Annotated in this window: 29 protein-coding genes and 1 pseudogene; 10 read left to right on the top strand and 20 right to left on the bottom strand. The window is 61.8% G+C overall.

Annotated features, from left to right (window positions below; all coding sequences use genetic code 11):
* The first annotated feature begins 344 nt into the window (after positions 1-344).
* From tnpB to QJT82_RS30095, 4 genes are all read left to right on the top strand, one after another.
* Positions 345-701, top strand: a complete 357-nt coding sequence (gene tnpB / locus QJT82_RS30110; RefSeq protein WP_011082867.1) for an IS66 family insertion sequence element accessory protein TnpB — start codon at positions 345-347, stop codon at positions 699-701.
* On the top strand, positions 688-990 hold the full coding sequence (locus QJT82_RS30105; protein ID WP_014490263.1) for a transporter substrate-binding domain-containing protein: 303 nt from the start codon (positions 688-690) through the stop codon (positions 988-990). The genes tnpB and QJT82_RS30105 overlap by 14 nt, the downstream gene beginning before the upstream one ends.
* Before the next feature lie 12 nt (positions 991-1,002).
* Positions 1,003-1,359 carry an ABC transporter permease subunit gene (locus QJT82_RS30100; protein WP_011082869.1) on the top strand — a complete coding sequence of 119 codons (357 nt, stop codon included), beginning with the start codon at positions 1,003-1,005 and terminating at the stop codon, positions 1,357-1,359.
* 257 nt (positions 1,360-1,616) lie between these two features.
* Positions 1,617-1,898: a helix-turn-helix transcriptional regulator gene (locus QJT82_RS30095; RefSeq protein WP_011082870.1), complete on the top strand. Its 282-nt coding sequence runs from the start codon at positions 1,617-1,619 to the stop codon at positions 1,896-1,898.
* A 109-nt stretch (positions 1,899-2,007) separates the two neighbouring features.
* On the opposite strand, the gene QJT82_RS30090 is transcribed toward QJT82_RS30095, so the two are convergent.
* Complete coding sequence (locus tag QJT82_RS30090) at positions 2,008-2,130, bottom strand: hypothetical protein (protein WP_256379488.1); 123 nt, start codon at positions 2,128-2,130, stop codon at positions 2,008-2,010.
* A 166-nt stretch (positions 2,131-2,296) separates the two neighbouring features.
* Between QJT82_RS30090 and QJT82_RS30085 the strand changes: the two genes are divergently transcribed.
* Entirely contained in the window at positions 2,297-2,536 is a 240-nt protein-coding gene (locus QJT82_RS30085) for an AAA family ATPase (protein WP_011082871.1), read from the top strand.
* A 328-nt stretch (positions 2,537-2,864) separates the two neighbouring features.
* Here the strand turns inward: QJT82_RS30085 and QJT82_RS30080 are convergent, their stop codons facing one another.
* The 16 genes and pseudogenes from QJT82_RS30080 to QJT82_RS30005 all read right to left on the bottom strand — a co-directional run bounded on the left by QJT82_RS30080 (position 2,865) and on the right by QJT82_RS30005 (position 14,556).
* Entirely contained in the window at positions 2,865-3,260 is a 396-nt protein-coding gene (locus QJT82_RS30080) for a GFA family protein (RefSeq protein ID WP_014490264.1), read from the bottom strand.
* A gap of 536 nt (positions 3,261-3,796) precedes the next feature.
* Positions 3,797-3,898 (bottom strand): annotated as a pseudogene (locus tag QJT82_RS30075) (P-type conjugative transfer ATPase TrbB); the annotation flags it as partial.
* Complete coding sequence (locus QJT82_RS30070) at positions 3,895-4,335, bottom strand: ribbon-helix-helix protein, CopG family (protein ID WP_011082874.1); 441 nt, start codon at positions 4,333-4,335, stop codon at positions 3,895-3,897. The pseudogene QJT82_RS30075 and the gene QJT82_RS30070, both read right to left, overlap by 4 nt.
* A 7-nt stretch (positions 4,336-4,342) precedes the next feature.
* Positions 4,343-6,325, bottom strand: a complete 1,983-nt coding sequence (locus QJT82_RS30065; protein WP_018269525.1) for a conjugal transfer protein TraG — start codon at positions 6,323-6,325, stop codon at positions 4,343-4,345.
* 41 nt (positions 6,326-6,366) lie between these two features.
* Complete coding sequence (locus QJT82_RS30060; RefSeq protein ID WP_018269524.1) at positions 6,367-8,106, bottom strand: VirD2 family relaxase/mobilization nuclease; 1,740 nt, start codon at positions 8,104-8,106, stop codon at positions 6,367-6,369.
* Positions 8,107-8,574: 468 nt separating this feature from the next.
* Positions 8,575-9,483: a lytic transglycosylase domain-containing protein gene (locus QJT82_RS30055; protein ID WP_011082877.1), complete on the bottom strand. Its 909-nt coding sequence runs from the start codon at positions 9,481-9,483 to the stop codon at positions 8,575-8,577.
* Between the two features lie 4 nt (positions 9,484-9,487).
* Positions 9,488-9,823: a DUF736 domain-containing protein gene (locus tag QJT82_RS30050; RefSeq protein ID WP_011082878.1), complete on the bottom strand. Its 336-nt coding sequence runs from the start codon at positions 9,821-9,823 to the stop codon at positions 9,488-9,490.
* 34 nt (positions 9,824-9,857) lie between these two features.
* Positions 9,858-10,403 (bottom strand): S26 family signal peptidase, encoded by a 546-nt coding sequence (locus tag QJT82_RS30045; RefSeq protein WP_011082879.1) that lies wholly within the window; start codon positions 10,401-10,403, stop codon positions 9,858-9,860.
* A complete protein-coding gene (locus QJT82_RS30040) occupies positions 10,400-10,918 on the bottom strand; it encodes a DUF2840 domain-containing protein (RefSeq protein WP_011082880.1) in 519 nt (172 codons plus the stop codon). Before QJT82_RS30040 ends, QJT82_RS30045 begins: the two co-directional genes overlap by 4 nt.
* Positions 10,905-11,171 carry a hypothetical protein gene (locus QJT82_RS30035; protein WP_011082881.1) on the bottom strand — a complete coding sequence of 89 codons (267 nt, stop codon included), beginning with the start codon at positions 11,169-11,171 and terminating at the stop codon, positions 10,905-10,907. Before QJT82_RS30035 ends, QJT82_RS30040 begins: the two co-directional genes overlap by 14 nt.
* Positions 11,168-11,806, bottom strand: coding sequence for a ParA family partition ATPase (parA, locus tag QJT82_RS30030; RefSeq protein WP_011082882.1), 639 nt, complete (start codon positions 11,804-11,806; stop codon positions 11,168-11,170). Before parA ends, QJT82_RS30035 begins: the two co-directional genes overlap by 4 nt.
* Positions 11,803-12,918 carry a replication initiator protein A gene (locus QJT82_RS30025; protein ID WP_014490269.1) on the bottom strand — a complete coding sequence of 372 codons (1,116 nt, stop codon included), beginning with the start codon at positions 12,916-12,918 and terminating at the stop codon, positions 11,803-11,805. Before QJT82_RS30025 ends, parA begins: the two co-directional genes overlap by 4 nt.
* Before the next feature lie 13 nt (positions 12,919-12,931).
* On the bottom strand, positions 12,932-13,183 hold the full coding sequence (locus tag QJT82_RS30020; RefSeq protein WP_014490270.1) for a helix-turn-helix domain-containing protein: 252 nt from the start codon (positions 13,181-13,183) through the stop codon (positions 12,932-12,934).
* Positions 13,184-13,386: 203 nt separating this feature from the next.
* Positions 13,387-13,902 (bottom strand): DUF2285 domain-containing protein, encoded by a 516-nt coding sequence (locus QJT82_RS30015; protein WP_014490271.1) that lies wholly within the window; start codon positions 13,900-13,902, stop codon positions 13,387-13,389.
* Between the two features lie 61 nt (positions 13,903-13,963).
* A complete protein-coding gene (locus tag QJT82_RS30010; protein ID WP_014490272.1) occupies positions 13,964-14,173 on the bottom strand; it encodes a DUF6499 domain-containing protein in 210 nt (69 codons plus the stop codon).
* A 119-nt stretch (positions 14,174-14,292) separates the two neighbouring features.
* Entirely contained in the window at positions 14,293-14,556 is a 264-nt protein-coding gene (locus QJT82_RS30005; protein WP_011082886.1) for a hypothetical protein, read from the bottom strand.
* A gap of 231 nt (positions 14,557-14,787) precedes the next feature.
* On the opposite strand from QJT82_RS30005, the gene QJT82_RS30000 reads away from it, so the two are divergent.
* Both QJT82_RS30000 and QJT82_RS29995 read left to right on the top strand, forming a co-directional pair.
* The gene (locus QJT82_RS30000) at positions 14,788-15,021 is read left to right on the top strand and encodes a helix-turn-helix transcriptional regulator (protein ID WP_016841283.1); all 234 of its coding nucleotides are present in this window, start codon (positions 14,788-14,790) and stop codon (positions 15,019-15,021) included.
* Positions 15,022-15,184: 163 nt separating this feature from the next.
* Positions 15,185-15,595 (top strand): hypothetical protein, encoded by a 411-nt coding sequence (locus tag QJT82_RS29995; RefSeq protein WP_011082888.1) that lies wholly within the window; start codon positions 15,185-15,187, stop codon positions 15,593-15,595.
* Between the two features lie 116 nt (positions 15,596-15,711).
* Here QJT82_RS29995 and QJT82_RS29990 read toward each other — a convergent pair whose 3' ends face one another.
* A complete protein-coding gene (locus tag QJT82_RS29990) occupies positions 15,712-16,038 on the bottom strand; it encodes a DUF736 domain-containing protein (RefSeq protein WP_011084751.1) in 327 nt (108 codons plus the stop codon).
* Positions 16,039-16,745: 707 nt separating this feature from the next.
* On the opposite strand from QJT82_RS29990, the gene QJT82_RS29985 reads away from it, so the two are divergent.
* On the top strand, positions 16,746-17,087 hold the full coding sequence (locus QJT82_RS29985) for a hypothetical protein (protein ID WP_011082890.1): 342 nt from the start codon (positions 16,746-16,748) through the stop codon (positions 17,085-17,087).
* Between the two features lie 31 nt (positions 17,088-17,118).
* On the opposite strand, the gene QJT82_RS29980 is transcribed toward QJT82_RS29985, so the two are convergent.
* Entirely contained in the window at positions 17,119-17,352 is a 234-nt protein-coding gene (locus QJT82_RS29980) for a cold-shock protein (RefSeq protein ID WP_011082891.1), read from the bottom strand.
* A gap of 407 nt (positions 17,353-17,759) precedes the next feature.
* On the opposite strand from QJT82_RS29980, the gene QJT82_RS29975 reads away from it, so the two are divergent.
* Positions 17,760-18,533 (top strand): class I SAM-dependent methyltransferase, encoded by a 774-nt coding sequence (locus QJT82_RS29975; RefSeq protein ID WP_011082892.1) that lies wholly within the window; start codon positions 17,760-17,762, stop codon positions 18,531-18,533.
* 48 nt (positions 18,534-18,581) lie between these two features.
* Here the strand turns inward: QJT82_RS29975 and QJT82_RS29970 are convergent, their stop codons facing one another.
* Positions 18,582-19,004: a hypothetical protein gene (locus QJT82_RS29970; protein ID WP_014490276.1), complete on the bottom strand. Its 423-nt coding sequence runs from the start codon at positions 19,002-19,004 to the stop codon at positions 18,582-18,584.
* Positions 19,005-19,299: 295 nt separating this feature from the next.
* Between QJT82_RS29970 and QJT82_RS29965 the strand changes: the two genes are divergently transcribed.
* Positions 19,300-19,968, top strand: coding sequence for a hypothetical protein (locus QJT82_RS29965; protein WP_011082894.1), 669 nt, complete (start codon positions 19,300-19,302; stop codon positions 19,966-19,968).
* The last annotated feature ends 46 nt before the right edge of the window (positions 19,969-20,014 follow it).

The following is a 20,014-nucleotide window of genomic DNA, read 5'->3' as shown; positions in this document are numbered from 1 at the left end:
CCTCCCTGCGTCACGAGCCCGGCGTAGCCCTCTCATCATGGTCGACGCTCCACTTCCATCCTGTTCGCCGCGCGGCAGTCGACAAGCCAATTGTTCACGTGGCGCCGGTTGGCGCGGGAAGGCAAGTTGAGCGGGGATGCCGCGCCGGTGCTTGTTCCGGTTGAGATGACGCCTGCGGCGGCTCCGATCTCGAGTGGCGCGCCACAACCGGTGTCTTCACCGCCTGCGCAACGTGCACGGGCCGGCATTATCGAGATCGAGCTTGGGGGCGGCTGTCGCGTGCGCGTTGACCGGGACGTGGACGCGGAGGCGCTGCAGCGGGTTCTTGAGCTTCTGAGACGGCGATGATCCCGATCCCGAGCGGCGTCAGGGTCTGGATCGCCACCGGCCACACCGACATGCGCCGCGGGATGCAAAGCCTGGCGCTTGCGGTCCAGGAGAGCCTGAAGCGCGATCCTCATGCTGGCGATCTCTACATCTTCCGGGGTCGCCGCGGCGATCTGGTCAAGATCCTCTGGCATGACGGGCTGGGCATGTCGCTCTACGCCAAGCGCCTGGATCGCGGCAAGTTCATATGGCCTTCGGCGTCGGACGGCGCAGTATCGATCTCGGCGGCGCAGATGGGTCCAGAAACTAAAGGTCCCAAACGTGAAAATCCTAAACATCTCGAATTTTTCAGAAGGACTCTTGGCTGTCGATAGCGATCGCGCCGACGCGTTTTGTTCGGACGACGCGATCCTCTACACTTTGCGACAAAAGCCGGCTCGCGACCGTCTGGAGGTCGTCGGCCGCCCGCTCTCCTTCGAGCCGTACGGGTTAATGATGCGCCGTGACGACTCTGCGTTTCGCTTGGCTGTCAACAAGACGCTGGCCGAGCTCTTTCGCTCGGGAGAGATAACATCTCTCTACCACAAGTGGTTTGACCAATTTGGAATTCCACTGAGCGAGAAGCTCGAGACCGTTTTGCAAGCGCAAGCAGTCCCTCAATAGCGGCTGGGTCGAATGCTCTCCTACAATTGGAACTGGAGTATTCTCTTCCAGCAGCCGCAGCTTGGATGGCTGCTGGAAGGTCTGCGTCTCACAATAGTCATGGCGGTGGTGAGCTTCCTCCTAGCGCTTGCGATCGGAACCTTAGTCGGTACAGCCCGCACTGCTCGATCGAGAGCGGTGCGTGGAATAGGCTTCGTCTACACAGCTCTCTTTCGGAACGTGCCATTGCTGATCCAGATGTTCCTGTGGTTCTACGTCTTTCCGGAGCTCCTGCCCTCAAATCTTGGACGCTGGGTGAAGCGGGATTGGGCGTGCTTGTCGTCCCTTATGGCGATCGATACGTACGGTTGGTCATCTACGCTGGAATAGGACGGGATCAGATCGATGCGGTCTTGAGCGCTTTTTCGGAGATAGGCCAAAGCTTAGAGGCGAAATACCCCGATACACTGTCGACATCCTAAGCCGCGGGCATCGTGCGAAGCGCGTGGGACGCCGACTGCCCACGTGCATCGATCACGGTCCCGGCCGCGTTTGAGGCTAGATCACGTCGAGGAACACCGACCAAGAAATAATAGCGGGATTATAGCCAGTGTTTTGAGGCCTAGCACCATGGCATGAGTTGACGTATGAAAACTCGTGCGATTGTAGCCTGGAATGTGCGTCGGATTCGCGTGAATCGGGGTATCTCGCAGGAGCAATTGGCTTGGAAGGCCGGGATCGACCGCTCCTACATGAGTAGTCTTGAGCGGCAATCGAAGAACCCGACGATTGATCTTCTCGACCGCATCGCCGAAACGCTGGACGTGCAGTTGTCCGAGTTCTTTGTTCTGCCGCCCAAAGGTGCTAGGTCTCCGAAGACCTTGCCTAAAAGCCGCAAGCCAGCGGGTCCACGTCGCAAGAAAAAATAGCGAATTTCAACGGCTTCTACGTAGCCAATTGAGGGACTTAGAACACCAATTTCGCCCGACAAGCCTTCTTTGCCGGCCGAACAGGGCTGTGATTAAATTGGAGTGCGTTTCACAGCACGGGAGTGAGTGACGACTGGTTGCCGGATGCAGGTTCGCGAAATGCATTGGCGGGCGCGGTCGCATCGGAAGAGGAGACTTCGATAATCGCAATTGCCTCGACTTTTTCAACCATTTGTACGCAGCCGATTGACCACGGCAACCGGGTTCATCCCCACTGGGGCGATCTTTCGTAGTCCACGTGTGATGTGTCCGGAGGCGCAAAGGCGCGGAGATTACGCCTCATCAGGCAAGTCTATTGGAGCGCCAATTGAGCTTGAAGAATATCTGATCGATTCGCCGTGATCTCGGGATGCCCCGGCTGTGGGAAGTCCACGCTGCTGACCGAACTCGGCCGACGCGGCTACGCGACGATAGATGAGCCTGGACGCCCGGTCGTAAGGAAGGAATTGGAGTCGGGCGTTCCCGCGTTGCCCGGGACAGGTATTGAAGCGCGCCTGCACAGTGCGTTTGATCTTTCCCTTGAAAACCTGACGCGAGCGAGTGCGTTCGACGGCTGGGTTTATTCGATCGCGGCCTGATCGACGCCGCAGCGGGTCTCGAACGCGTGACAGGCGAGCCGGCGACAAGGAACTCGGACAGGCACGCCACTATCATCGACGCGTGTTCATCGCTTCCGCCTTGGCCGGCCATCCACGCGACCGATCAAGAGACGCGTCATGATTTCGAGGATGCCTGTCGAAAACGAGCATCTTCTGAAGGTTTTCCCGATGCTCGGCTATGAAGTGGCACTACTCCCAAACTCAGCGTGGTGGAAAGGGCCGATTTCGTTCTTTGAGTGCCGACGTCCAACGAACATCACCAATTATAAACACGTGCAGTCGAACGGAAAGTCCATGGCAAGGGCCGCTATGGCGAATCAATTGTCAGCCTGCTGCCGTGAATCTGCCGAACGGGCACTGAAAACGGATCGAAGTCCTTCAGGCAACGCACGTTCACTGCCCATCCGTCGAACGGCCGAATGCCGGCTTCGCGTTCTGCTGCGGTGGGCTGGCTTGGTTTGCGGAACGGCAAAATACCGCAAACCGGGCAAAAATAGTCAGCCGCAGTGAATAAACCCCAGCGATAGACCGACAACTCCTGGAGGGGCGTCAGGAGCCGGAAGTCGCCCTCGGCGACGCGATAAATCAGCGCGCCACGCTTCGAGCAGATAGAGCAGTCGCAAACCCGCACATGGTCGATATCGGCGTCGATCTCGAAACGGACGGTGCCGCAGTGACACGAGCCGGTGTACGTCTTCATCATCGGCGGTTTGTCTCTAGAAGCCCGACCGAAGATAGATCAACGGATGGGGCCTGACAAAATCTCGTTGATCCTGTTCGCAAACACATAATAGCCGCAACTCCGCCAGCAAGTCACGGGCGCGGCGCGCTGATTGGCTCCTGGCTTACTCGCTCGATTGGAGTCGAGAAGAACTCGGGTGGAAGAAATGCCAGTCGTCGCCTTGAGACACACACCGTCTAAAGATACGCCCGCTTCAATGGCGAGGTCATTGGTTAACCAGTCTGGGAAATCGAGCGTGAATGTGCGAACACTATCCGTGTCTTCGACTGAGGCAATCTTGGCAACGCTTGTACAATTGTCGCAAACACAGGATCCCCCCTCATCCCGTTGACATCACTCGCTAGGTCGCAGTCGATCCTGGCAGGCCGTCGAGGGATATAGCTCGCATCAGACGGTCGCATACGGGGCCAGGGGGTCGCCTCTGATCGAGTTGATCCAGGGGAGGGCATGCATTTCGCAGTTGAGCACGCGGGTCGCCTAACACTTTTTGGATGGTCCACGATCCGCTCGCCGTCGGCGGCGGACATCGTTCGTCCGCTATCCTCCAACCCGCCAGACAGCCAATCGATCCAGAGCCGACCGTCGGGGTTGAGCATCACTCGCCTGGGGACGAGTCAGTCTGCTGGGCATCCTCCGGGATTTCTTGCCGCAGTTTCGGCCCTTGATTGAGCCGGCGGCCCAATGCGGCAAGGAAATTATCATAACGCGCTCCGGCCTGTGCTCTCGCGGCCTTGGCGGCGGGTTCGGGGAGTGATGGTGTTGTCGTGAGCCAGAAGCGGATGAAGAGAGCGATAGTCTCGACCGAAATCCCGACATCCCGCTCAAGGCGCGCGATCCGGCGGTCGATCTGGTCAAGACGCTTGGCAGTAGCAGCCTCTCGCCGTTCATCGGCGTCCGGCGACAGAAAGGAAGCGATCGCGGCTTCCGCGATAAGCGACAGCGACTGCTCGCGCCGGGCGGCGTAGGCCGATAGCGCCTTCATGACATCAGGATCGAGATAGACCGACAGCTGAGCCTTCTTTTTTGTCCCGATCATGGCTACCTCACAATCCGAGATCGTCGCCGGGATCGAGGGAGGCTTGGCGCGCCACGCCCTGCATCATGTCGTTCATGCGCCTGATCCGCGGGACATCTTCATCGAGCTCATCCACGAGGTCCGAAGCGAACTCGTTCTCGAGTGGTTCCTTATTCTCCACCGTGTCTCGATCGAGTTCCGGCTGCTGCCTGCGGTCGGCGGCCTTTGGATCTTCGTCATCCGTCTGGTCGTCGTTCAACGTCTCCAATGCCCTTGGGCGCGGCGGCAATGGCCTTGAGCTCCAATCGTCCAACCGGCCGCCATTGGATTTCGTCAGCATCGGCGGCGCCATGATGCGCTCCTGGAAACGTCTATCTTCGTAATAGCGCGCCTTCTTCGCCCGAATCGGATGGAGGCCCGACATCATGACGATCTCGTCGGAGGGCGGGAGCTGCATCATCTCGCCGGGCGTGAGCAGCGGGCGGGCGGTCTCGGACCGCGACACCATGAGGTGGCCCAGCCAAGGCGCCAGCCGGCTGCCGGCATAGTTCTTCATCGCCTTCATCTCGGTCGCCGTGCCGAGCGCGTCGCTCACGCGCTTTGCGGTGCGCTCGTCGTTGGTCGCAAAGCTGACCCGGACGTGGCAGTTGTCAAGGATCGAGTTGTTGGGCCCGTAGGCCTTCTCGATCTGGTTCAGCGACTGAGCAATCAGGAAACTCTTGATGCCGTATCCGGCCATGAAGGCCAGCGCAGACTCGAAGAAGTCGAGCCGGCCGAGCGCCGGGAATTCGTCGAGCATCAGGAGGAGCCGGCGCCGGCCGGCCTTGGCTTGCAGATCCTCGGTCAAGCGGCGGCCTATCTGGTTGAGGATCAGACGGATCAGCGGCTTGGTGCGATTGATGTCGGAGGGCGGCACGACAAGGTACAGCGTGGTCGCTCGCTCTCCGCCAACGATATCGGTAATCCGCCAGTCGCAGCACCGCGTCACCTCCGCCACCACGGGATCTCGGTAAAGGCCCAGGAACGACATGGCGGTGCTCAAGACACCGGAGCGTTCGTTGCCGGACTTGTTCAGCAACTCGCGGGCAGCGGACGCGACGACGGGATGAACACCGGCCTCGCCGAGATGCGCGGTTCGCATCATTGCGGCAAGCGTCGTCTCAATGGGCCGCTTGGGATCGGACAAGAAGGCTGCGACACCGGCGAGCGTCTTGTCTTCCTCGGCATAGAGGACGTGGAGGATCGCGCCGACCAGCAGGGCGTGACTGGTTTTCTCCCAATGGTTCCGCTTCTCGAGGCTGCCCTCCGGGTCGACCAGAATGTCGGCAATGTTCTGGACGTCGCGCACCTCCCACTCGCCGCGGCGCACCTCGAGCAACGGGTTATAGGCCGACGACTTCGCGTTGGTCGGATCGAACAGAAGGACACGGCCGTGTCGGGCGCGAAAGCCGGCAGTGAGCTGCCAGTTCTCCCCCTTGAGGTCGTGGACGATAGCCGAGCCCGGCCACGTCAAGAGCGAAGGGATGACGAGGCCGACGCCCTTGCCCGATCGCGTGGGTGCGAAGCACAGGACATGCTCCGGTCCATCATGGCGAAGATAGGTGCGCTCGAACCGGCCGAGCACCACGCCGTCGGGTCCAAGCAATCCAGCCTGCTCGATCTCCTTTGCCTTCGCCCACCGCGCGGACCCATAAGTCTCGGCATTCTTCGCTTCGCGGGCGCGCCAGACCGACATACCGATCGCGACCGCCGCAGCGATGATGCCGCCGGATGCCGCGATGAAGGCGCCCTCGGTGAAGATTGAGGGCGCGTAAGCATCGTAGGCATACCACCACCAGAAGAAGGCAGGCGGAAGGTAGAACGGAAAATGGAGCAGCTCGAACCAGGGCTGCCCGAGCTGCGGCTGAAAGCCGAGGCGCCAAGCCGTCCATTCCGTCGCGGCCCAGATCGTGAGCAGGACGATGCCGAAGACCATGATGACCTGCCCCCAAAGAATCTTGGTCGCCGACATGGCGGCCGCCCTCTCCTGACGTCGGTGATTGGAAGGATCACTCACAAGCCGAGCCCCCGGTTGCGCCCAAAACCCCAATCGATGCCGCCATCCGCGCGCGCGACGCCAGAGACATGCCGGCCGAGCTGTTTATCGAGTGAGGGCGTCCAAGGCACGAGCTGGAAGCCGAGACCGTCGTCGATCATGGCGAAGCGGCCGGAGGCGAGCGCGAAGCGCTGCCGATAGGTGCCTGCCACATACTCGCCGCTAGCCGACGGGTTGAACGGCTGACCGGTCTCGGCGGCGAGCTGCTTGCCGAGATCCTCTAACTCCCGACGGCGCAGCGTGCCGATAAGGTTTTTCGCGAACACCAGTCCACGCGCCTGGCGTTCGGCGAGCCCCTGCCCGATGAGCTGCTCGGGCCGCCGTTCCATAGCGTCGCGGACCTCGGCGCCGAAGCCGCCCTGGCCAAGCGCCACAGGGTCGCGCGCGACGGCCTGCCGATCGAGCCATGTCGCGCCGCTCGCGGTCACCTGCGCTTCGATCGAGAGATCGGAGCGGACGGCAAGCGCCACGCGACGCTGCCCTCTTGCGTCATCGAATTTGCGAAGCTCGACGATTGAGCCTGGCGCGCTGTCGCCGGCAGCGTCGAGGTCGGGCAGCCGGATGTGGTGGGTGCGGCCGTCGACCCCGTCGACCACGGCATAGGCGGTCGCCTTGAGCTCGTCGTCGAGACCGCGATCAACGAGACGCCCGATGACGGGGACGTCAAGATTTTCGCCTGATAACACGTAACTCGCGCTCCCGCGCTCGATGCCGCGTTCGGTCAAGCTGCGGTGGATACGCTTGATGATGTCGCCGCGTTCGCCGAGCTCGCGCAAGGTCGTTTCGGCGGCCTCGTCCATGGACCATTGGCCGGGCCCGAGTTGATGAGCGAGGCCAAGACTTTCCAAGTGTCGCAGCCGGCCAACCTTCAACGCATGGAATTGATCGGGCTGCTGCTCGGGACGCGGCGCAAGGTCGATAACACCGTGCTGGTTTGCATCGCGAACAAGCTGGCGATCGAGCTGCGTCCAGCGCTCGGCTCCGATCTGGCTCTCGAGCGAGCGACGAATGTCGAGATCGGAGCGCAGTCCAAGTTCCTGGGTGACCAGGTCCTGGGCGCGGGCGCGCATCCCTTCCTTGATGTAGTCGCGGGAGATGACGAGGTCTTGGCCGTCCTCTGCGACGCCGCGCACGATGATGTGGACGTGGGGGTGCTGGGTGTTCCAGTGATCGACCCCCACCCAGTCGAGCTTGGTACCCAGATCCACTTCCATCTGGCCGACCAATTCGCGGGCGAAACCCTTGAGGTCGGCCATGTCAGGCGCGTCCTCGGGGGAGACGATGAAGCGGAAATGGTGGCGGTCATTCTGACAGCGCTCGGCGAAGGCCTTGGGATCGGCATCCTCGGTGCCCGGGCCGAACAGGTGGGCCTTCTCCCCGTCCCGGGTCACGCCTTCGCGCCGGAGATAGCCGAGATGCGTCGCGAGCGGCGCCGACCTCGCCCTGTGCCGGACGACCCGGGTCTTGATGGTCACCAGACGCGAGCGGCCGGTGAGCAGACGGTTTGCCCGCACGCTGGCGGCTCGGCCGCGGCCGAAGCGCGAATGACGGTGGCTGACGAGCTGGCCGGCTCGCGAAATGCCGCCGCCAGCGCGTTGAGCGGCGGCAAGCGCCTGGGCGATGAAGGGCTTGGCCCGCTGGCTCCTCGAGGAGCGGATGCGGCCGGGCCGTGGTTGAAAATCGCTGTCTTCAGCCATGGCCAGCCTCGACAATGTGCGGAATGCAGAATCCCTGCAACGGGTTGATAGTCGAGCGCACATTGCGCGCCGAAGCCGCACATTGCGGACCCGAGGAAAAATAGCAGCACAAACAACCAACCGACCGAGCCGCACATTGCGGCCTTTTATCTCGCCATCGTTCGGTCGGTACTCGCGGAAGCCCCCACTGTTTGCGAGTGTTTGCGATAGCGATCGTTACGCGAAGGGCCGAGACACCCGTAGGGTGGCTCGGTGAGGAGCGAAGCGACGAGTAGAGCGCGGGCCGAAGGCATCGCCCGTATGACTGTGTTGCAGCGTTTCGAATGCAAACCGAATGTTCGTCAAGGGGCGCCAGCGAACCTGGAAACTGACAGCTGATATCGCGAGCTGCCCGATGTGCAGCCGCCGCAACAAGGGTGCCTGCAGACGTACCGCGATCCGCGCATTGACGTTGAAGATGCCGTGCAGTCATTGCGATCGCCCCATGGCCGAGAGCGCGACGAACAGGCCCTCCGACTGCGGCGCAATCGCCGAAATATCGTGCACCGTAGTGCCGACTGAGCCGCCGTGCGCGGGTTGATCGAGCGCCGCTCGCGCGCCAGGGGACGGCCCGTCAGCGTGGTCGAAGAACAGCGGCGCCCGCGTCCAGGATGAACGAGAAGAAGCCGCGAGGAGAAGAGGTCCTGGCGCTCCCTCCGCGTCGACAAAAGGGACGATGGCCGCGACATAGGCTGTCGTCTCCGCGGGCAGTGGACGGTGTCTATCCCGAAACTCCTCGTAGCGGCCGGGACCTGCATTATAGGCCGCGAGAAAGCCCGGCGAGCCGTAACGGTCGTGCAGTTCGCGAAGAAAGGCGGCGCCGGCGAGGATGTTGTCACGGGGATCGAAGGGATCGCGCCCGAGACCATAGCGCGCGCGCATGTCCGCCCAAGTCTTGGGCATGAGTTGCATCAGGCCGAGTGCGCCTTTGGGTGAGACGGCACGCCGATCGCCATTGCTCTCGACCCGCATGACGGCTCGTATCCATGCAGCCGGAATGCCAAAGCGCTGCGCGGCCTCTGCCACATGAGATGCGTAGTGATCGCTCGCCGGTTGACTTCGTGCCGGTGCTCTCTGCCCGGACACTGCTGCCGTTGGCCCGCCAATCACCAGCAGGCCGGTAAGGAGGAGAACGGCAAGGCTCGCCCTGTCTCCGCCATCATGGCGAGGCGTCTTGCTGCCTACCGGCGGTGCGCACGGACCACCGGTTTGACCGCCGCTGTGCGTGGCGGCCGCCCGACGGTTGCGTGGACCCGAGTTATGAGAGGGCTTTTCCCCGAACAAGGGGGTGGACCGTTGATGCGCCTGGTTGGCGGCACGCGCGACAGGATCCTGCATGCAATCAGTCCCGCTCGGCGCGTTGGGGCTGACGATTCCAGTTCAGCGTCCAGGCCGCTTTGTCGTTGCCCGACTGGAAGAGATTTGCGCGGATCGGCCGCGGCAGCGCCGGGTCGTCGATGACGAGCGAAACGTAATCGCCGGCCTTCTCGCCGGTCCGCTTCCAACCTGCGCCGATCTCCGGGCCATCGGCATCGCCGAGGCGGATACGGTAGTCCGGCGCGTTCTCGGCATCCGAGGATTCGGCCGGGACGAGGGTGAGAATCCGCTCGAAGAACAGCGTTTCAACGCGACCGGTGAAGCCGGACTTATCGCGCGTGAACTGGCCGATTTGTGCCATGGGAAAGCTCCTGGGTTGCTGGGTTGGAAACGGGTCAATGAGTGGCGGCGCGCCAGACGAAACGGCCGTCGGCGGCTTCGTCCGTCCAAAGCGGGACTGCGCGCGCGACGATCGAGCTGACGGGGAGCGCGCCGAAATAGCGGCCGTCCAGGCTGTCTGGGACGGTCGGGTTCATGAGAAAGACCTCGCCCGGTTCGAGGGTATGGCAACCGCTCCAACGCGGCAGCGGACGGCCGCGATGATCGTGCTCGTGTGCGGCGCCGACATCGACAGCATCGACCGTGATGGCATCGCCCGACCGGCACACGGTTTGCCCGGGCAGCGCCATCACACGCTTCAGCAGCGGCAGACCTTTTGGAAGAAAGCCGCCATCGGCAAGGAAGCTGGCGATCGGTTCCGGCAGCCGTACCGCGACCAGTTCCAAGTCGCGCAGCTCTCCGAGCGGATGCAGCGCGTAGAGCCCTATTGGCGTGCTCGCGGTAGCGTTCCAAATCAGCCGCGGCGCAGGATGAACGAGGGCCAGGGCGCCGGCGACCAGCGCCGCAAGGTAGGTCAACATGAGATAGCCGAAGCGGGTCATGGCGTGACGCTCCGGCGCTTGAGCCAGGCGATATGCTGCTCGCGCGTGTAGGCGCGCGGCACATGGTCGGCGGCGAGACGGTTGTGGAGATGCCGCCAGTATTCGGGTGCGGCGTCAGCCGGATCGATGGAGAGCGCCTCGATGGCGTCGATGGCCTGCAACACGCGCTCGACCTTCGGCCAGCTATCAACGCGCAGCAGGATTTCGCCACCGGGGCGGACGAAGGGCAGCGTCTGATAGCGCTGCCCGGCTTCCACGGCACGCACGATGTCCATGCGCGACACCACGGTGCCATAGTCGTTCGATGCCCAGCGGACGAAGCCGAAGATGCTGCCCGGCTCAAAGCTCGAGATGCTGCGGCGACGGTCGAGAATCTTCTCCTCCGCGCGGCGGCCGAAGCGCAGCCAGTGCTCGATCCGCTTCTCGATCCAGGTCAGCTCGACATGGGTGAGCGCGACATCCCGTCGATGCGAGGGCGGCACTGCACGCGGCGGCAAGGCTTCATTGTCGTTCATGACGGTTCTCCGGGGCGTCAGCGGGGAACTCTCGCGCCAGCAATTCGCGCAGCATGTCGGCGACGGTCACGCCGCGCTGGAACGCGGCGACCTTGATGCGGCCGCGCAGCGTGGGCGTGACGTCAATCGTCAGGCGCGCGGTGAATGCGGCAGCATCATTCACGCTGCGTGGCGGCGTATCACTGGCTTTGATCCAGCTCTCGGCATCGCCCGGACGCGAGGCGAAGCCGCGTTTGATAGAGCGGTCGCTCATGGCGCGAACCTCGCAACTTCTGCCGCGAGCGCGGCGATCTCGCGGGCGGCGGCGCTCTGCTCGACGAACTCGAAGACGAGCCGTCCGGACTGAGCGGCGTCGGCGAAGACAACGCGTTGGCCGATGGTGCTGGCGAGCACCGGCGGATCGTGGTCGGCGAGAGTTTCGGCAGTCTCGCGGGCGATGATCGTGCGCGCGCCGCAGCGGTTGAGCACAAAGCGAGCAGGAAGCTGCGGACGATAGATGCGAGCCTCTCGCAGCAGAGCGAGCATCTCGGCCGAGGCCCAGCCGTCGAATGGCGACGGCTGCACGGGGATCAACACGAGATCCGCCGCCAGCAGCGCCGAACGCATCAGTCCCGCGACGCGCGGCGGTCCGTCAATGACGACATGATCGGCGGTGCGTGCGATTTCCGGCGCCTCGCGGTGGAGCGTATCGCGCGCGAGGCCAACGACGCCGAATAGCCGTGCGACATTCTCCCGCGCACGCTGCTGCGACCAGTCCAATGCGGAGCCCTGGGGGTCAGCGTCGATCAGCGTCACGCGCTTTCCGCGCAGCGCCCATACGCCGGCGAGGTGCAGGGCGAGCGTGGTCTTGCCGACACCGCCTTTCTGGTTGAGCACGGCGACGATCATCGCATGCCTCCCGTCTTGCGACCTGAAAGCGGCAGAGATGGTTGGCTTGGGTGCTCGGTTGGCGGCTGAGCGCGGATGTCGGTGTTATCCGCAAGACGCGCGGCCCCACTACAACAGTTAGATTCTAAGTTAGACTCTAAGTTAGGGCAGGCGATCGTGTTTCCTGGCCAAAGCGTTAGCTGTGGTTTGCACTCCCGGAATCCCGATACCGGCACGCCCGGAGTCCCGATAGTGTGAACGCCCGAAGTCCCGAGCTGATTCACAGCGCCGTCCACAGGAGCTGTGAATGACTTCGATGGCAGGATGCGCAATAGCTCTCGGCGTTCCCTGCGTTCGATGCTCAGGCAGTAGCCTGGCAGCGGTTGACGTGCCGCGATCCGGCGGAGATCAAAGGCGAAGTCTGCAGGCTTGGCGAGGCTGCCGGATTTCTCATGGAGGTGTGCGACCTCGAACAGCCAACCTCTCGGCTGGCGGCCAGCATGCTTGCGCGCGACGCGGTAGAGCCAGCGCTCGATCCCACCAGTCAGGCTGAAATAGGCCGGATCGATCGTGAGAACGAGTGAGCGATCGATGACGCCGCGATAGAGCCAGTCGGGAAGGACGAATTCCATTCCCTGCACCCGACCGTCGCGCGTCGCGCATTCCTCCCATTCGTTGATCCATGAGAACTGGTGGCGCCGCCAATGCTCCCCCTGCCGGATGCTGGTGCGGATGACGGTCGCCTGCAGGCGGGCCAATGCCCCCTTCAAGAGCTTGTAGTCGCGGGCGCCGGTCTGCCGGCCGACTGCGGTCAGAAGCTGGTAGGGTGTGAAGCGCAGGAAGCGCGAGGTCTTCAGACCGAGGTTCTCGGCCTCGACAATCTGGCTCGCCGCCCAAATCAGCACGTCGGCATCCCAAATGGTCGCCATACCGTGCTCAGGAACTGCATAGACTTCGACACACACGTCGCCGGTCTGGTAGAGGATCGGTCTTGTTCGCTTGGCCTTGGCGAGCGAAAAGAACGGGCGCTCCATCAGGTCGCGTTGATCACGCGGGCTGGCATCACCGGTGGCGACAACGAACGGGTCGAGCTTGCTTCGCTCGCTGGGTGTGATGAGGCGACGCGACGACATGACGAGCGTTGCCTTAGCGATGCGCGTTGCCGGCGGCGCGCGCTTCGAGGTAGCGCGGATCCGACGTTGAGCTGCAGGCGGCCTGATCGGCCCAGGCTTCGAGATCGCCGATGGCGTAGACAACGCGGCCGCCGAGCTTGCGAAAAGTCGGGCCATTGCCATGGCAGCGATATTTTTCAAGCGTGCGCGGCGAGATGCCGAGGAGGCGCGCGGCCTCGGGGGTGCGCACGTAACGGGTGGCGAGTTGCGCAGGCCTGTCGAGCATGGGAGATCTCCGTCTTGCCTCGAAGTGCCGCGGCCAAGTCGCGGCATGTCCGGGCCAGAGTGGCGGAGAGTTCAGGCGTTGGGGGTGGACGAAAATTGACGTACGTTTGTGTCCCCCCATCGTCGCAACCAGGCGAAGCCAGGCGTACTACCGGGGCGCAACTAACTCATCAGGTCGATGGCTTGAAGGAATCGGGGAGCCGATCAGAGGCCGCGTAGAAGTTTCAGATAGCCGCGCTCGACCAAAGCGATTGAATCGTGAATGAGCCGGTTCGCCTTGCGGCGGGCATGAGAATCCTTCCACTCGACCGAGCGGCGCTGAGCGTGGTCGGAGGCGAGCACCTTCGCTGCCACGTCTCGCGGGCCGCCACCCAGGTCGTGGACGTCGAAGGCGTGCAGGAGCTGAATCAGTCGCCGTTTCTGAAACGACGTCAGCCGCAGCGCCGCCGGGAGAAGACCGGTGCGCTGGCCGCTGAGGCGACGCACGAAGTGTAGCGCCACGTCGGCCCGCAGTTCGCCCATGCCGTCGAGCGGCACAAGCACGGCGGGACGGCGCGCGGCCTGCTCGTCGCGCAAACTGACATGGAGCTCACCCGAGCCGTCGGCGACAACCAGCTCGCGACCGTCAGCATCTGTCCGCCCGACGATCGACAGTCCGAAAGCGTTGCGATCAATCGAATGAACGGTCTCGAAGTCCGGCGGCGCGGGCGTCAGGATCAATGTTCCCGGTGATGCCTCGGGCAGCCAAATGGCTGGTTCGGGCCAAACCGGAGAGGCGGGGTCATGGGCGACACCGCAACCTCCATCGACGTGCGAAACTGGTTCGGATGGTGTTGGGATCGGATTCGCCGCGCGCGATCTGTCGCTCAGTGCGGGCGAAGTCGCGGCGGTAGTCGGCATTGCGACGAAGGAATTCGAGGGCAAAACCCGGGCGCTCAAGACGATTCAGGCGTTCGATGGTCTCCGGCGAGCGCCAGTACTGGGTCGGCATGGTCTGTCTTCTCGTCTTTTTGTTCTGTGCCCCGCACCACGATCCCTAAAGACGCTACAAGAGACCAGACCCGGAGGTTGCATCACGCGAGATCGCAATTTGCGTGATTGGGGCGCAAATCACTGCATCCGCGGTTCCAAAAGGCCCTGATATCCGGCTTCCACCATCCATCGCGCGCGGGCGAGATGGCTATCATGGACATTTTTGGCACGATCTGGTTCGCGCGTGGGGTCGAGGCCGAAGATCACGCTGACCACCTCGCGCCAGTCGGCGCCCTCCTCTTCGGCCATCAACAACCGAACGTAGATAGCAAGATGTTTCTCGTCATAGGCGTTGACGCGATCCGTTATTGGCGGCCGGTCCTGGAATGGCGCGCCGTTCATTGCAATTGCCCCTCAGCATTGATGCAGCGATTAGAATTCATCTAAGCTCCAGAACTTTGCAAGCTGGGAAATCGTCACACTCGAATTGTGCCGTGATGCGCAGATCGCATCGCGGCGCTCCCCGGAAGCGGCACACCAGGGCCTAGCCAGACGATATGAATAGCACAGTGACGCACGAATCGGAACGATCGTTCCTGGAACGATCATTCCGATGTGAGTTCCCTTGTTGCCATGGATCTCAAGGAGGTCATGGCGGTCAATCTGCGTCGGATACGTCATGTGAAGAAAATGACGCAGGAAGAGTTGGCCGATGGCGCTGGACTAAGCGTCCGTTACGTCGGCGCAATTGAACGCGCAGATGTGTCGGCCAGCGTGACCGTGCTTGGCCGAATCGCGGAGGCGCTCGGCGTCGAAGCAACCGATCTCGTCAAGCGAACGACGGTTCATTCCCATCGGGCTCGATGACGCGACAATTTTGTGCCCCACCGCAACACCGGCACGTCGTGAATCAACTCCGCATTGCCTCACGCATAAGTTGATAGTCGGCTTTACGTAAATCTGATCTGTCTCCAAAGCGCATGCCTAGTTCAGAAACGGACGAGCATGCTGGGGAGATGGAGTAGGCCTCATGACTCTGTACGAGCACTTGCCAGCCGACATTCGCGAGACAGTGGATGCTCTGGTCACGGAACTCAGGCCGCAACCTTGGCCAACGCGGTTCTTTGCGCTGATTGGCCTGCTCGGAGAGAAGTTGGAGGCGCGGCGCGAGGCGGAGCCGTGGCATCTGATCCAACAGTGGACCGGCATAGTGACGGCAACGATGGAGCACTTGCTCCCCGACAGTTCGGTTGTCGAATGCCTGGGACTGATGAGCATTAGTTTCAACGACCAGTGGCGCGCTCAGGCGCTTGGCCAGATCGAACGGGATCCCACAGTGCTGGATCGTCTCGTCGCCATTTGTCCGGACTGGGAAGACATCGTCGAGAGCGTGATCGAGGCCAACCAAAGACGTCCAATCAAATCGGCACGCGGCCGCTGATCGGCATCGGTTACGCCCTTGCCGCTTGCGCCGTCACGGCAAACGAGGTGCCTTCGCGCTTCCTCAGCGTGGCGGTGCCCCGCCCGGGCCAGCCGGGCGGGGCATTGCGGATCGGCTCAGTCGCCGTTGCGACGGTTGGGGCGAGACCAGATCAGGCTGAAGCCCTCGCCCTCTTCATCGGCGAAGAGGTTGGCGAAGATCGGGGCGGTGAAGCTCGGATCGTCGAGCTTGAGGCCGAGATAATCGCGGCCTTCGTTGGAGCGCTTGGACCAGGCGGCCCCGATCTCGACCCGGCCGACATAGATCCGGTGGCTGGGGGCGTTGTCGCCCGAGCGGCTGGTTTCGGGGACGATGCGGACGTTCCTCGCCTGGAGCGAGAGAGTGACGATCTCGCCGTTGAACTCGTTGTTGCCGGTCTTCTTGAAGGTGCCGATGGTCGCCATGGTAGTTCTCCTTGATCTCTGTTTTCGAGCCCGCACCTTGCGGCCTCGATGGTGATCGACAGGCCGGAGGCGATCGACGGCGCACCCCGAAGGGGCTGGACAGCAAAGGAGGAACTTTCTTGTCTCGCGCGAGGAATGGCGGCGCAGCCGGCAGGGGAAGAAAGTTGTGACGCCGCTGTTGCGCCAAAGGCGGTCGAGGCTTCAGCCGTCCTTCGGCCAGATCCATCCATCGAAGAGGCCGTTGGTGCGCTCGATCCAAACAGAGCTGACATCAAGGAGAACGTGGCGATTTGGGAGCCCACCGAGAGAGCTGGCCCAACGAATCCAATGCTGCTTAGCCCTCTGTAATCGAGACGGACGGATCTCCGCTTCCGCGATCGCGCGTCGGCAGCACGCCCCATTCACGAGAGCGGCTGGCCGTAGTTGTGATCCGTCACCGTTTGGTCGATGCCGCACAACGACTGCCACGAAACTGCCACTCTGCGATGATCGGTCGTGTCTCGATGCTTGGCCGCTCTGTGTGAAGCTCACAGACTAGAATGCGAGCACGCTGGATGTCTGATCGAGTCAGCCCCTTCCAATGGACGCTGCCGGCTTGCGCCAGGCCTTCCCGCCCCTACAGGGGTTACGACAATTCGCCGCGCGGACCCAGAGGAGGATCTCGCGCAAATGATGACCGCTAAGAGCTCGAGTGAGAAGAGAACCGGATGAGCGACAAAAGCGATCTTGAAAACAGAGCCATCGAAGCGATATGGAACTATCGTGAGGCCTTCGCCGTGGTCGGCCGCCTGGAGCGAAAAGAACGTTCCGCGCATCGAGCGGTGACCAGGATACTGCCTGAATTGGGGCGCGCCTTACGCAGCCAAGACACGCGGTGTCTTAAGAATAGCATTAAGATCGGCTCGGCAGCTGTCTCGCGGCAGAACGAAGCGTGGGCCAACCTAACTGAGGCGACCGCACGTTTGGATTCAGCCCACTCGACTTTGGCCGCCCTCGAGCGCCAACTAGGATATCTTCCAAAGGTCTCAAAACCACGAGATTCAGGCTAGCTCAAAGTATGCCAGGACGTCGAGCTGCGCCTTATCCTAGGCGGAGATTTTCTGCGGCTTGTTTGCCGCTGCGGTTCATCACCAGCTCGTAGCTGACCTTCGCGCCTTCAACAAGCGAGGTATAGCCGGCCTTCTCTACCGCCGAGATGTGCACGAAAACATCGTTGCCACCGTCGTCCGGCGCAATGAACCCATAGCCTTTGGTCGGGTTGAACCACTTAACAGTCCCTAACGCCACGTCATTTGCTCCAAAAAGAAAAAACACCTTCCCATCTAAATCATTGAACGAGCCGATCGCAAGTCTCCGCGCGAAAGCGGCTCGATGGGATCCGTTGTCCCGCCCGTTCGTAGGTCTTGGACAGAAGAAATAGAGTGCCCCACTCGATGAAATGAACGAGCACGCTGAAATCGGCCGGCATTCAAGAACGACGAGGCGAAGGTCACATTTTCTTCGAAAACTCCGTGCTAACTGTCGCCTGCTTGTCGCGGCCGGATGTACGTCGTGGCATCACGGGAGCCCCGGCTTTCATGCCGGGGTTTTTCGTTTCCGGCGCGAGAAGCAGCTTGACCGGATAGGCTCGTCAAATGGCGCAGCCCACTGCGACAATTCGACTTGGATGCGTAAGAATCATCCGGAGCGGCACAGAGCGAAAAGCCGAATAGCAGGCAGATATGGCGCAGAATATCTACGACAATCCCGATTTCTTCGCTGGCTACAGCCAATTGCCCCGGCAGGTGCATGGGCTGGACGGCGCTCCTGAATGGCCGGCGATCCGGGCCATGCTGCCCGATTTGGTCGGGAAACGTGTCGTTGATCTCGGATGTGGCTTCGGCTGGGCCTCGCGCTGGATGCGCGAGCAGGGCGCGGCCTCGGTTCTGGGTCTCGATCTGTCGCAGAACATGATCGAGCGTGCCAGGGCGGACACAGCGGATACGGCCATTGAGTATCGCATCGCCGATCTCGACACACTGGACCTCCCTGAGGCGGCTTTCGACCTCGCCTACAGCGCACTGACCTTTCACTATGTTCAGGACTTTGGCCGTCTCGTACATGTGATCCGCAAAACGCTCGTTCCTGACGGGCATTTCGTCTTTACGATTGAGCATCCGATCTTCATGGCCGCGGCACATCCGCACTGGATTTCCGATGAGGAGGGCCGCAAAACCTGGCCGGTCAATCGATATTCCGTCGAGGGCGAACGTCGGACGGACTGGTTTGCCAAGGGCGTTCTGAAATACCACAGGACACTTGGCACTACCTTGAATACGCTGATCGGCGCAGGCCTTCAAATTCGGCGGATCGAGGAGTTTGCCCCAACACGCGAGCAGATCCAGCAGATGCCGCAATTGGCCGAAGAACTCGAACGCCCCATGATGCTGATTGTATCTGCGTCCACATCGATCGGCGGTAAGCTTCGAAGCCTTCGTGATATCCGGCCGGATTAGGTTCCTGCCGGGCCCGCCCCGGTATTGATATCAGCCCGGCGTCAAGCGCTATCTTGCCGGCCCGTCTGCGGCCATGCCGGTGAAGCGAGCCAAGGCCGTGATGCTGACCGCAACGGCCCCGGCGATCGCGAAGACCGTTTGCCAGGTGGGCGAAGACATCGCCATCTGGGCGATTCCATGCGTCGCGCTGTAACCGGCGACGGTCGCGGGCGCGACATAGAGGATGATGATTAAGAGCCGCAGCCAAGCCCATGTCACGAGGGCGAGCGCGAGTTGGCCGATGCCGAAGGTTACGGCGCCAGCCGCGAACGCAACCGCGATTCCGCCCAGAGCGCCAGCCCCTGTGTGGAAGGCCCGAAGACCAATCGTCACGCCGGCGAAGACGGGCACCGCGAAGACCGCAAGCGTGAAGAGTAGCCAGGCGAAGAAGCCTATGGCGAGGAAAATAAGCAGTGGTCCCAAGGCAATCATGGTGGTGGGCTCCGTGAGATAGGGGTCTGACGGTCGCGCCTTCCACCACCACCACGGCGCAAACGCAGTATAGCAGCAAATGCCAGCGACCGGAATCGTCACAAATCCGGTTGCGGGCGAATGACAAAATGACCATATTGAGCGTCAGGAGCCGATCGCCCGGGCTGCAAGCGACCCAAAAGGCGGCATCTCGATTTCCCAATCGAACACCCGAACGGCAACCATTCTGCCGGCGCGCGGTGGTCATGAAGCGCTTGTGACTGCCACTAAGACGCCGGTGTGAAATGGATTTGCCATGTCTACCATCCAAAAGAAGTGCGCAGACTTTCTGCGTATGACCTTCAACGATCTGGCCGGCGGCAAGCTCGGATCAGGTCACGCCCACGAGATCGTGGCTGCGTATTTCGGCTATGGTACCGCGGCGGCTCTAAGGGCCGAGCCGAAGTATCAGCTTGCGGCTTTGGATAAAGCCGCGATCCTGATGCCTGATCTGCGCTTGATGGATCAGCGCGTGCAGCACCTCAATGGTCTCCCTGCAGGTCTACCCAATGTTGACGAGCTGGCTTCGCTGCTCTCGAGCTTTCTTAACGCAAACGGCTACTTTTCAGGTGAGGTTTGGTACACCCGAGATCTCGAGGAGTATATCGATGTATCCTTCATTCAAGAAGATCCCATGATGATCGAGGACGCTCTCTCGGGTGAGATGGCTATGACGAATGCTTTTTTTGACGAGCTTTACATAGACAAAGTAAGCCTAGACGTCGGAGACGATGTGCTCGTGGCAAATGTCTCAGGTTCTCTCAATGGAGAGAACGATCCGGATAAGCCGTTCCACGGGGATTCGATCGCTTTCACGACGATGATAACATTTGAGCGTGTGGCCGGTCGAACCGGCTATATGCGGCCGGAGCTGGAGACGTCGGGCGCCATTGATGACTCACATTACTATGATCAGGACGCCTGAGGGCAGCTAGGCATTTCATGGCACGATTGGGCTCTCATTTCGTCTG

This window comes from Bradyrhizobium sp. Mp19, from assembly GCF_029952935.1.
In the GTDB taxonomy this organism is placed as follows: Bacteria; Pseudomonadota; Alphaproteobacteria; order Rhizobiales; family Xanthobacteraceae; genus Bradyrhizobium; species Bradyrhizobium elkanii.
The sequence above is the reverse complement of the archived record's forward strand: the minus strand, read 5'-3'. Positions and strand labels throughout refer to the sequence as shown.

Coding starts and splice junctions, on each gene's coding strand:
- tnpB (WP_011082867.1), top strand. CDS start 345: ATGATCCCGATCCCGAGCGGCGTCAGGGTCTGGATCGCCACCGGCCAC.
- QJT82_RS30100 (WP_011082869.1), top strand. CDS start 1,003: ATGCTCTCCTACAATTGGAACTGGAGTATTCTCTTCCAGCAGCCGCAG.
- QJT82_RS30095 (WP_011082870.1), top strand. CDS start 1,617: ATGAAAACTCGTGCGATTGTAGCCTGGAATGTGCGTCGGATTCGCGTG.
- QJT82_RS30090 (WP_256379488.1), bottom strand. CDS start 2,130: ATGGTTGAAAAAGTCGAGGCAATTGCGATTATCGAAGTCTCCTCTTCC.
- QJT82_RS30080 (WP_014490264.1), bottom strand. CDS start 3,260: ATGATGAAGACGTACACCGGCTCGTGTCACTGCGGCACCGTCCGTTTC.
- QJT82_RS30070 (WP_011082874.1), bottom strand. CDS start 4,335: ATGATCGGGACAAAAAAGAAGGCTCAGCTGTCGGTCTATCTCGATCCT.
- QJT82_RS30065 (WP_018269525.1), bottom strand. CDS start 6,325: ATGTCGGCGACCAAGATTCTTTGGGGGCAGGTCATCATGGTCTTCGGC.
- QJT82_RS30060 (WP_018269524.1), bottom strand. CDS start 8,106: ATGGCTGAAGACAGCGATTTTCAACCACGGCCCGGCCGCATCCGCTCC.
- QJT82_RS30055 (WP_011082877.1), bottom strand. CDS start 9,483: ATGCAGGATCCTGTCGCGCGTGCCGCCAACCAGGCGCATCAACGGTCC.
- QJT82_RS30050 (WP_011082878.1), bottom strand. CDS start 9,823: ATGGCACAAATCGGCCAGTTCACGCGCGATAAGTCCGGCTTCACCGGT.
- QJT82_RS30045 (WP_011082879.1), bottom strand. CDS start 10,403: ATGACCCGCTTCGGCTATCTCATGTTGACCTACCTTGCGGCGCTGGTC.
- QJT82_RS30040 (WP_011082880.1), bottom strand. CDS start 10,918: ATGAACGACAATGAAGCCTTGCCGCCGCGTGCAGTGCCGCCCTCGCAT.
- QJT82_RS30035 (WP_011082881.1), bottom strand. CDS start 11,171: ATGAGCGACCGCTCTATCAAACGCGGCTTCGCCTCGCGTCCGGGCGAT.
- parA (WP_011082882.1), bottom strand. CDS start 11,806: ATGATCGTCGCCGTGCTCAACCAGAAAGGCGGTGTCGGCAAGACCACG.
- QJT82_RS30025 (WP_014490269.1), bottom strand. CDS start 12,918: ATGTCGTCGCGTCGCCTCATCACACCCAGCGAGCGAAGCAAGCTCGAC.
- QJT82_RS30020 (WP_014490270.1), bottom strand. CDS start 13,183: ATGCTCGACAGGCCTGCGCAACTCGCCACCCGTTACGTGCGCACCCCC.
- QJT82_RS30010 (WP_014490272.1), bottom strand. CDS start 14,173: ATGCCGACCCAGTACTGGCGCTCGCCGGAGACCATCGAACGCCTGAAT.
- QJT82_RS30005 (WP_011082886.1), bottom strand. CDS start 14,556: ATGAACGGCGCGCCATTCCAGGACCGGCCGCCAATAACGGATCGCGTC.
- QJT82_RS30000 (WP_016841283.1), top strand. CDS start 14,788: ATGGATCTCAAGGAGGTCATGGCGGTCAATCTGCGTCGGATACGTCAT.
- QJT82_RS29995 (WP_011082888.1), top strand. CDS start 15,185: ATGACTCTGTACGAGCACTTGCCAGCCGACATTCGCGAGACAGTGGAT.
- QJT82_RS29990 (WP_011084751.1), bottom strand. CDS start 16,038: ATGGCGACCATCGGCACCTTCAAGAAGACCGGCAACAACGAGTTCAAC.
- QJT82_RS29985 (WP_011082890.1), top strand. CDS start 16,746: ATGAGCGACAAAAGCGATCTTGAAAACAGAGCCATCGAAGCGATATGG.
- QJT82_RS29975 (WP_011082892.1), top strand. CDS start 17,760: ATGGCGCAGAATATCTACGACAATCCCGATTTCTTCGCTGGCTACAGC.
- QJT82_RS29970 (WP_014490276.1), bottom strand. CDS start 19,004: ATGATTGCCTTGGGACCACTGCTTATTTTCCTCGCCATAGGCTTCTTC.
- QJT82_RS29965 (WP_011082894.1), top strand. CDS start 19,300: ATGTCTACCATCCAAAAGAAGTGCGCAGACTTTCTGCGTATGACCTTC.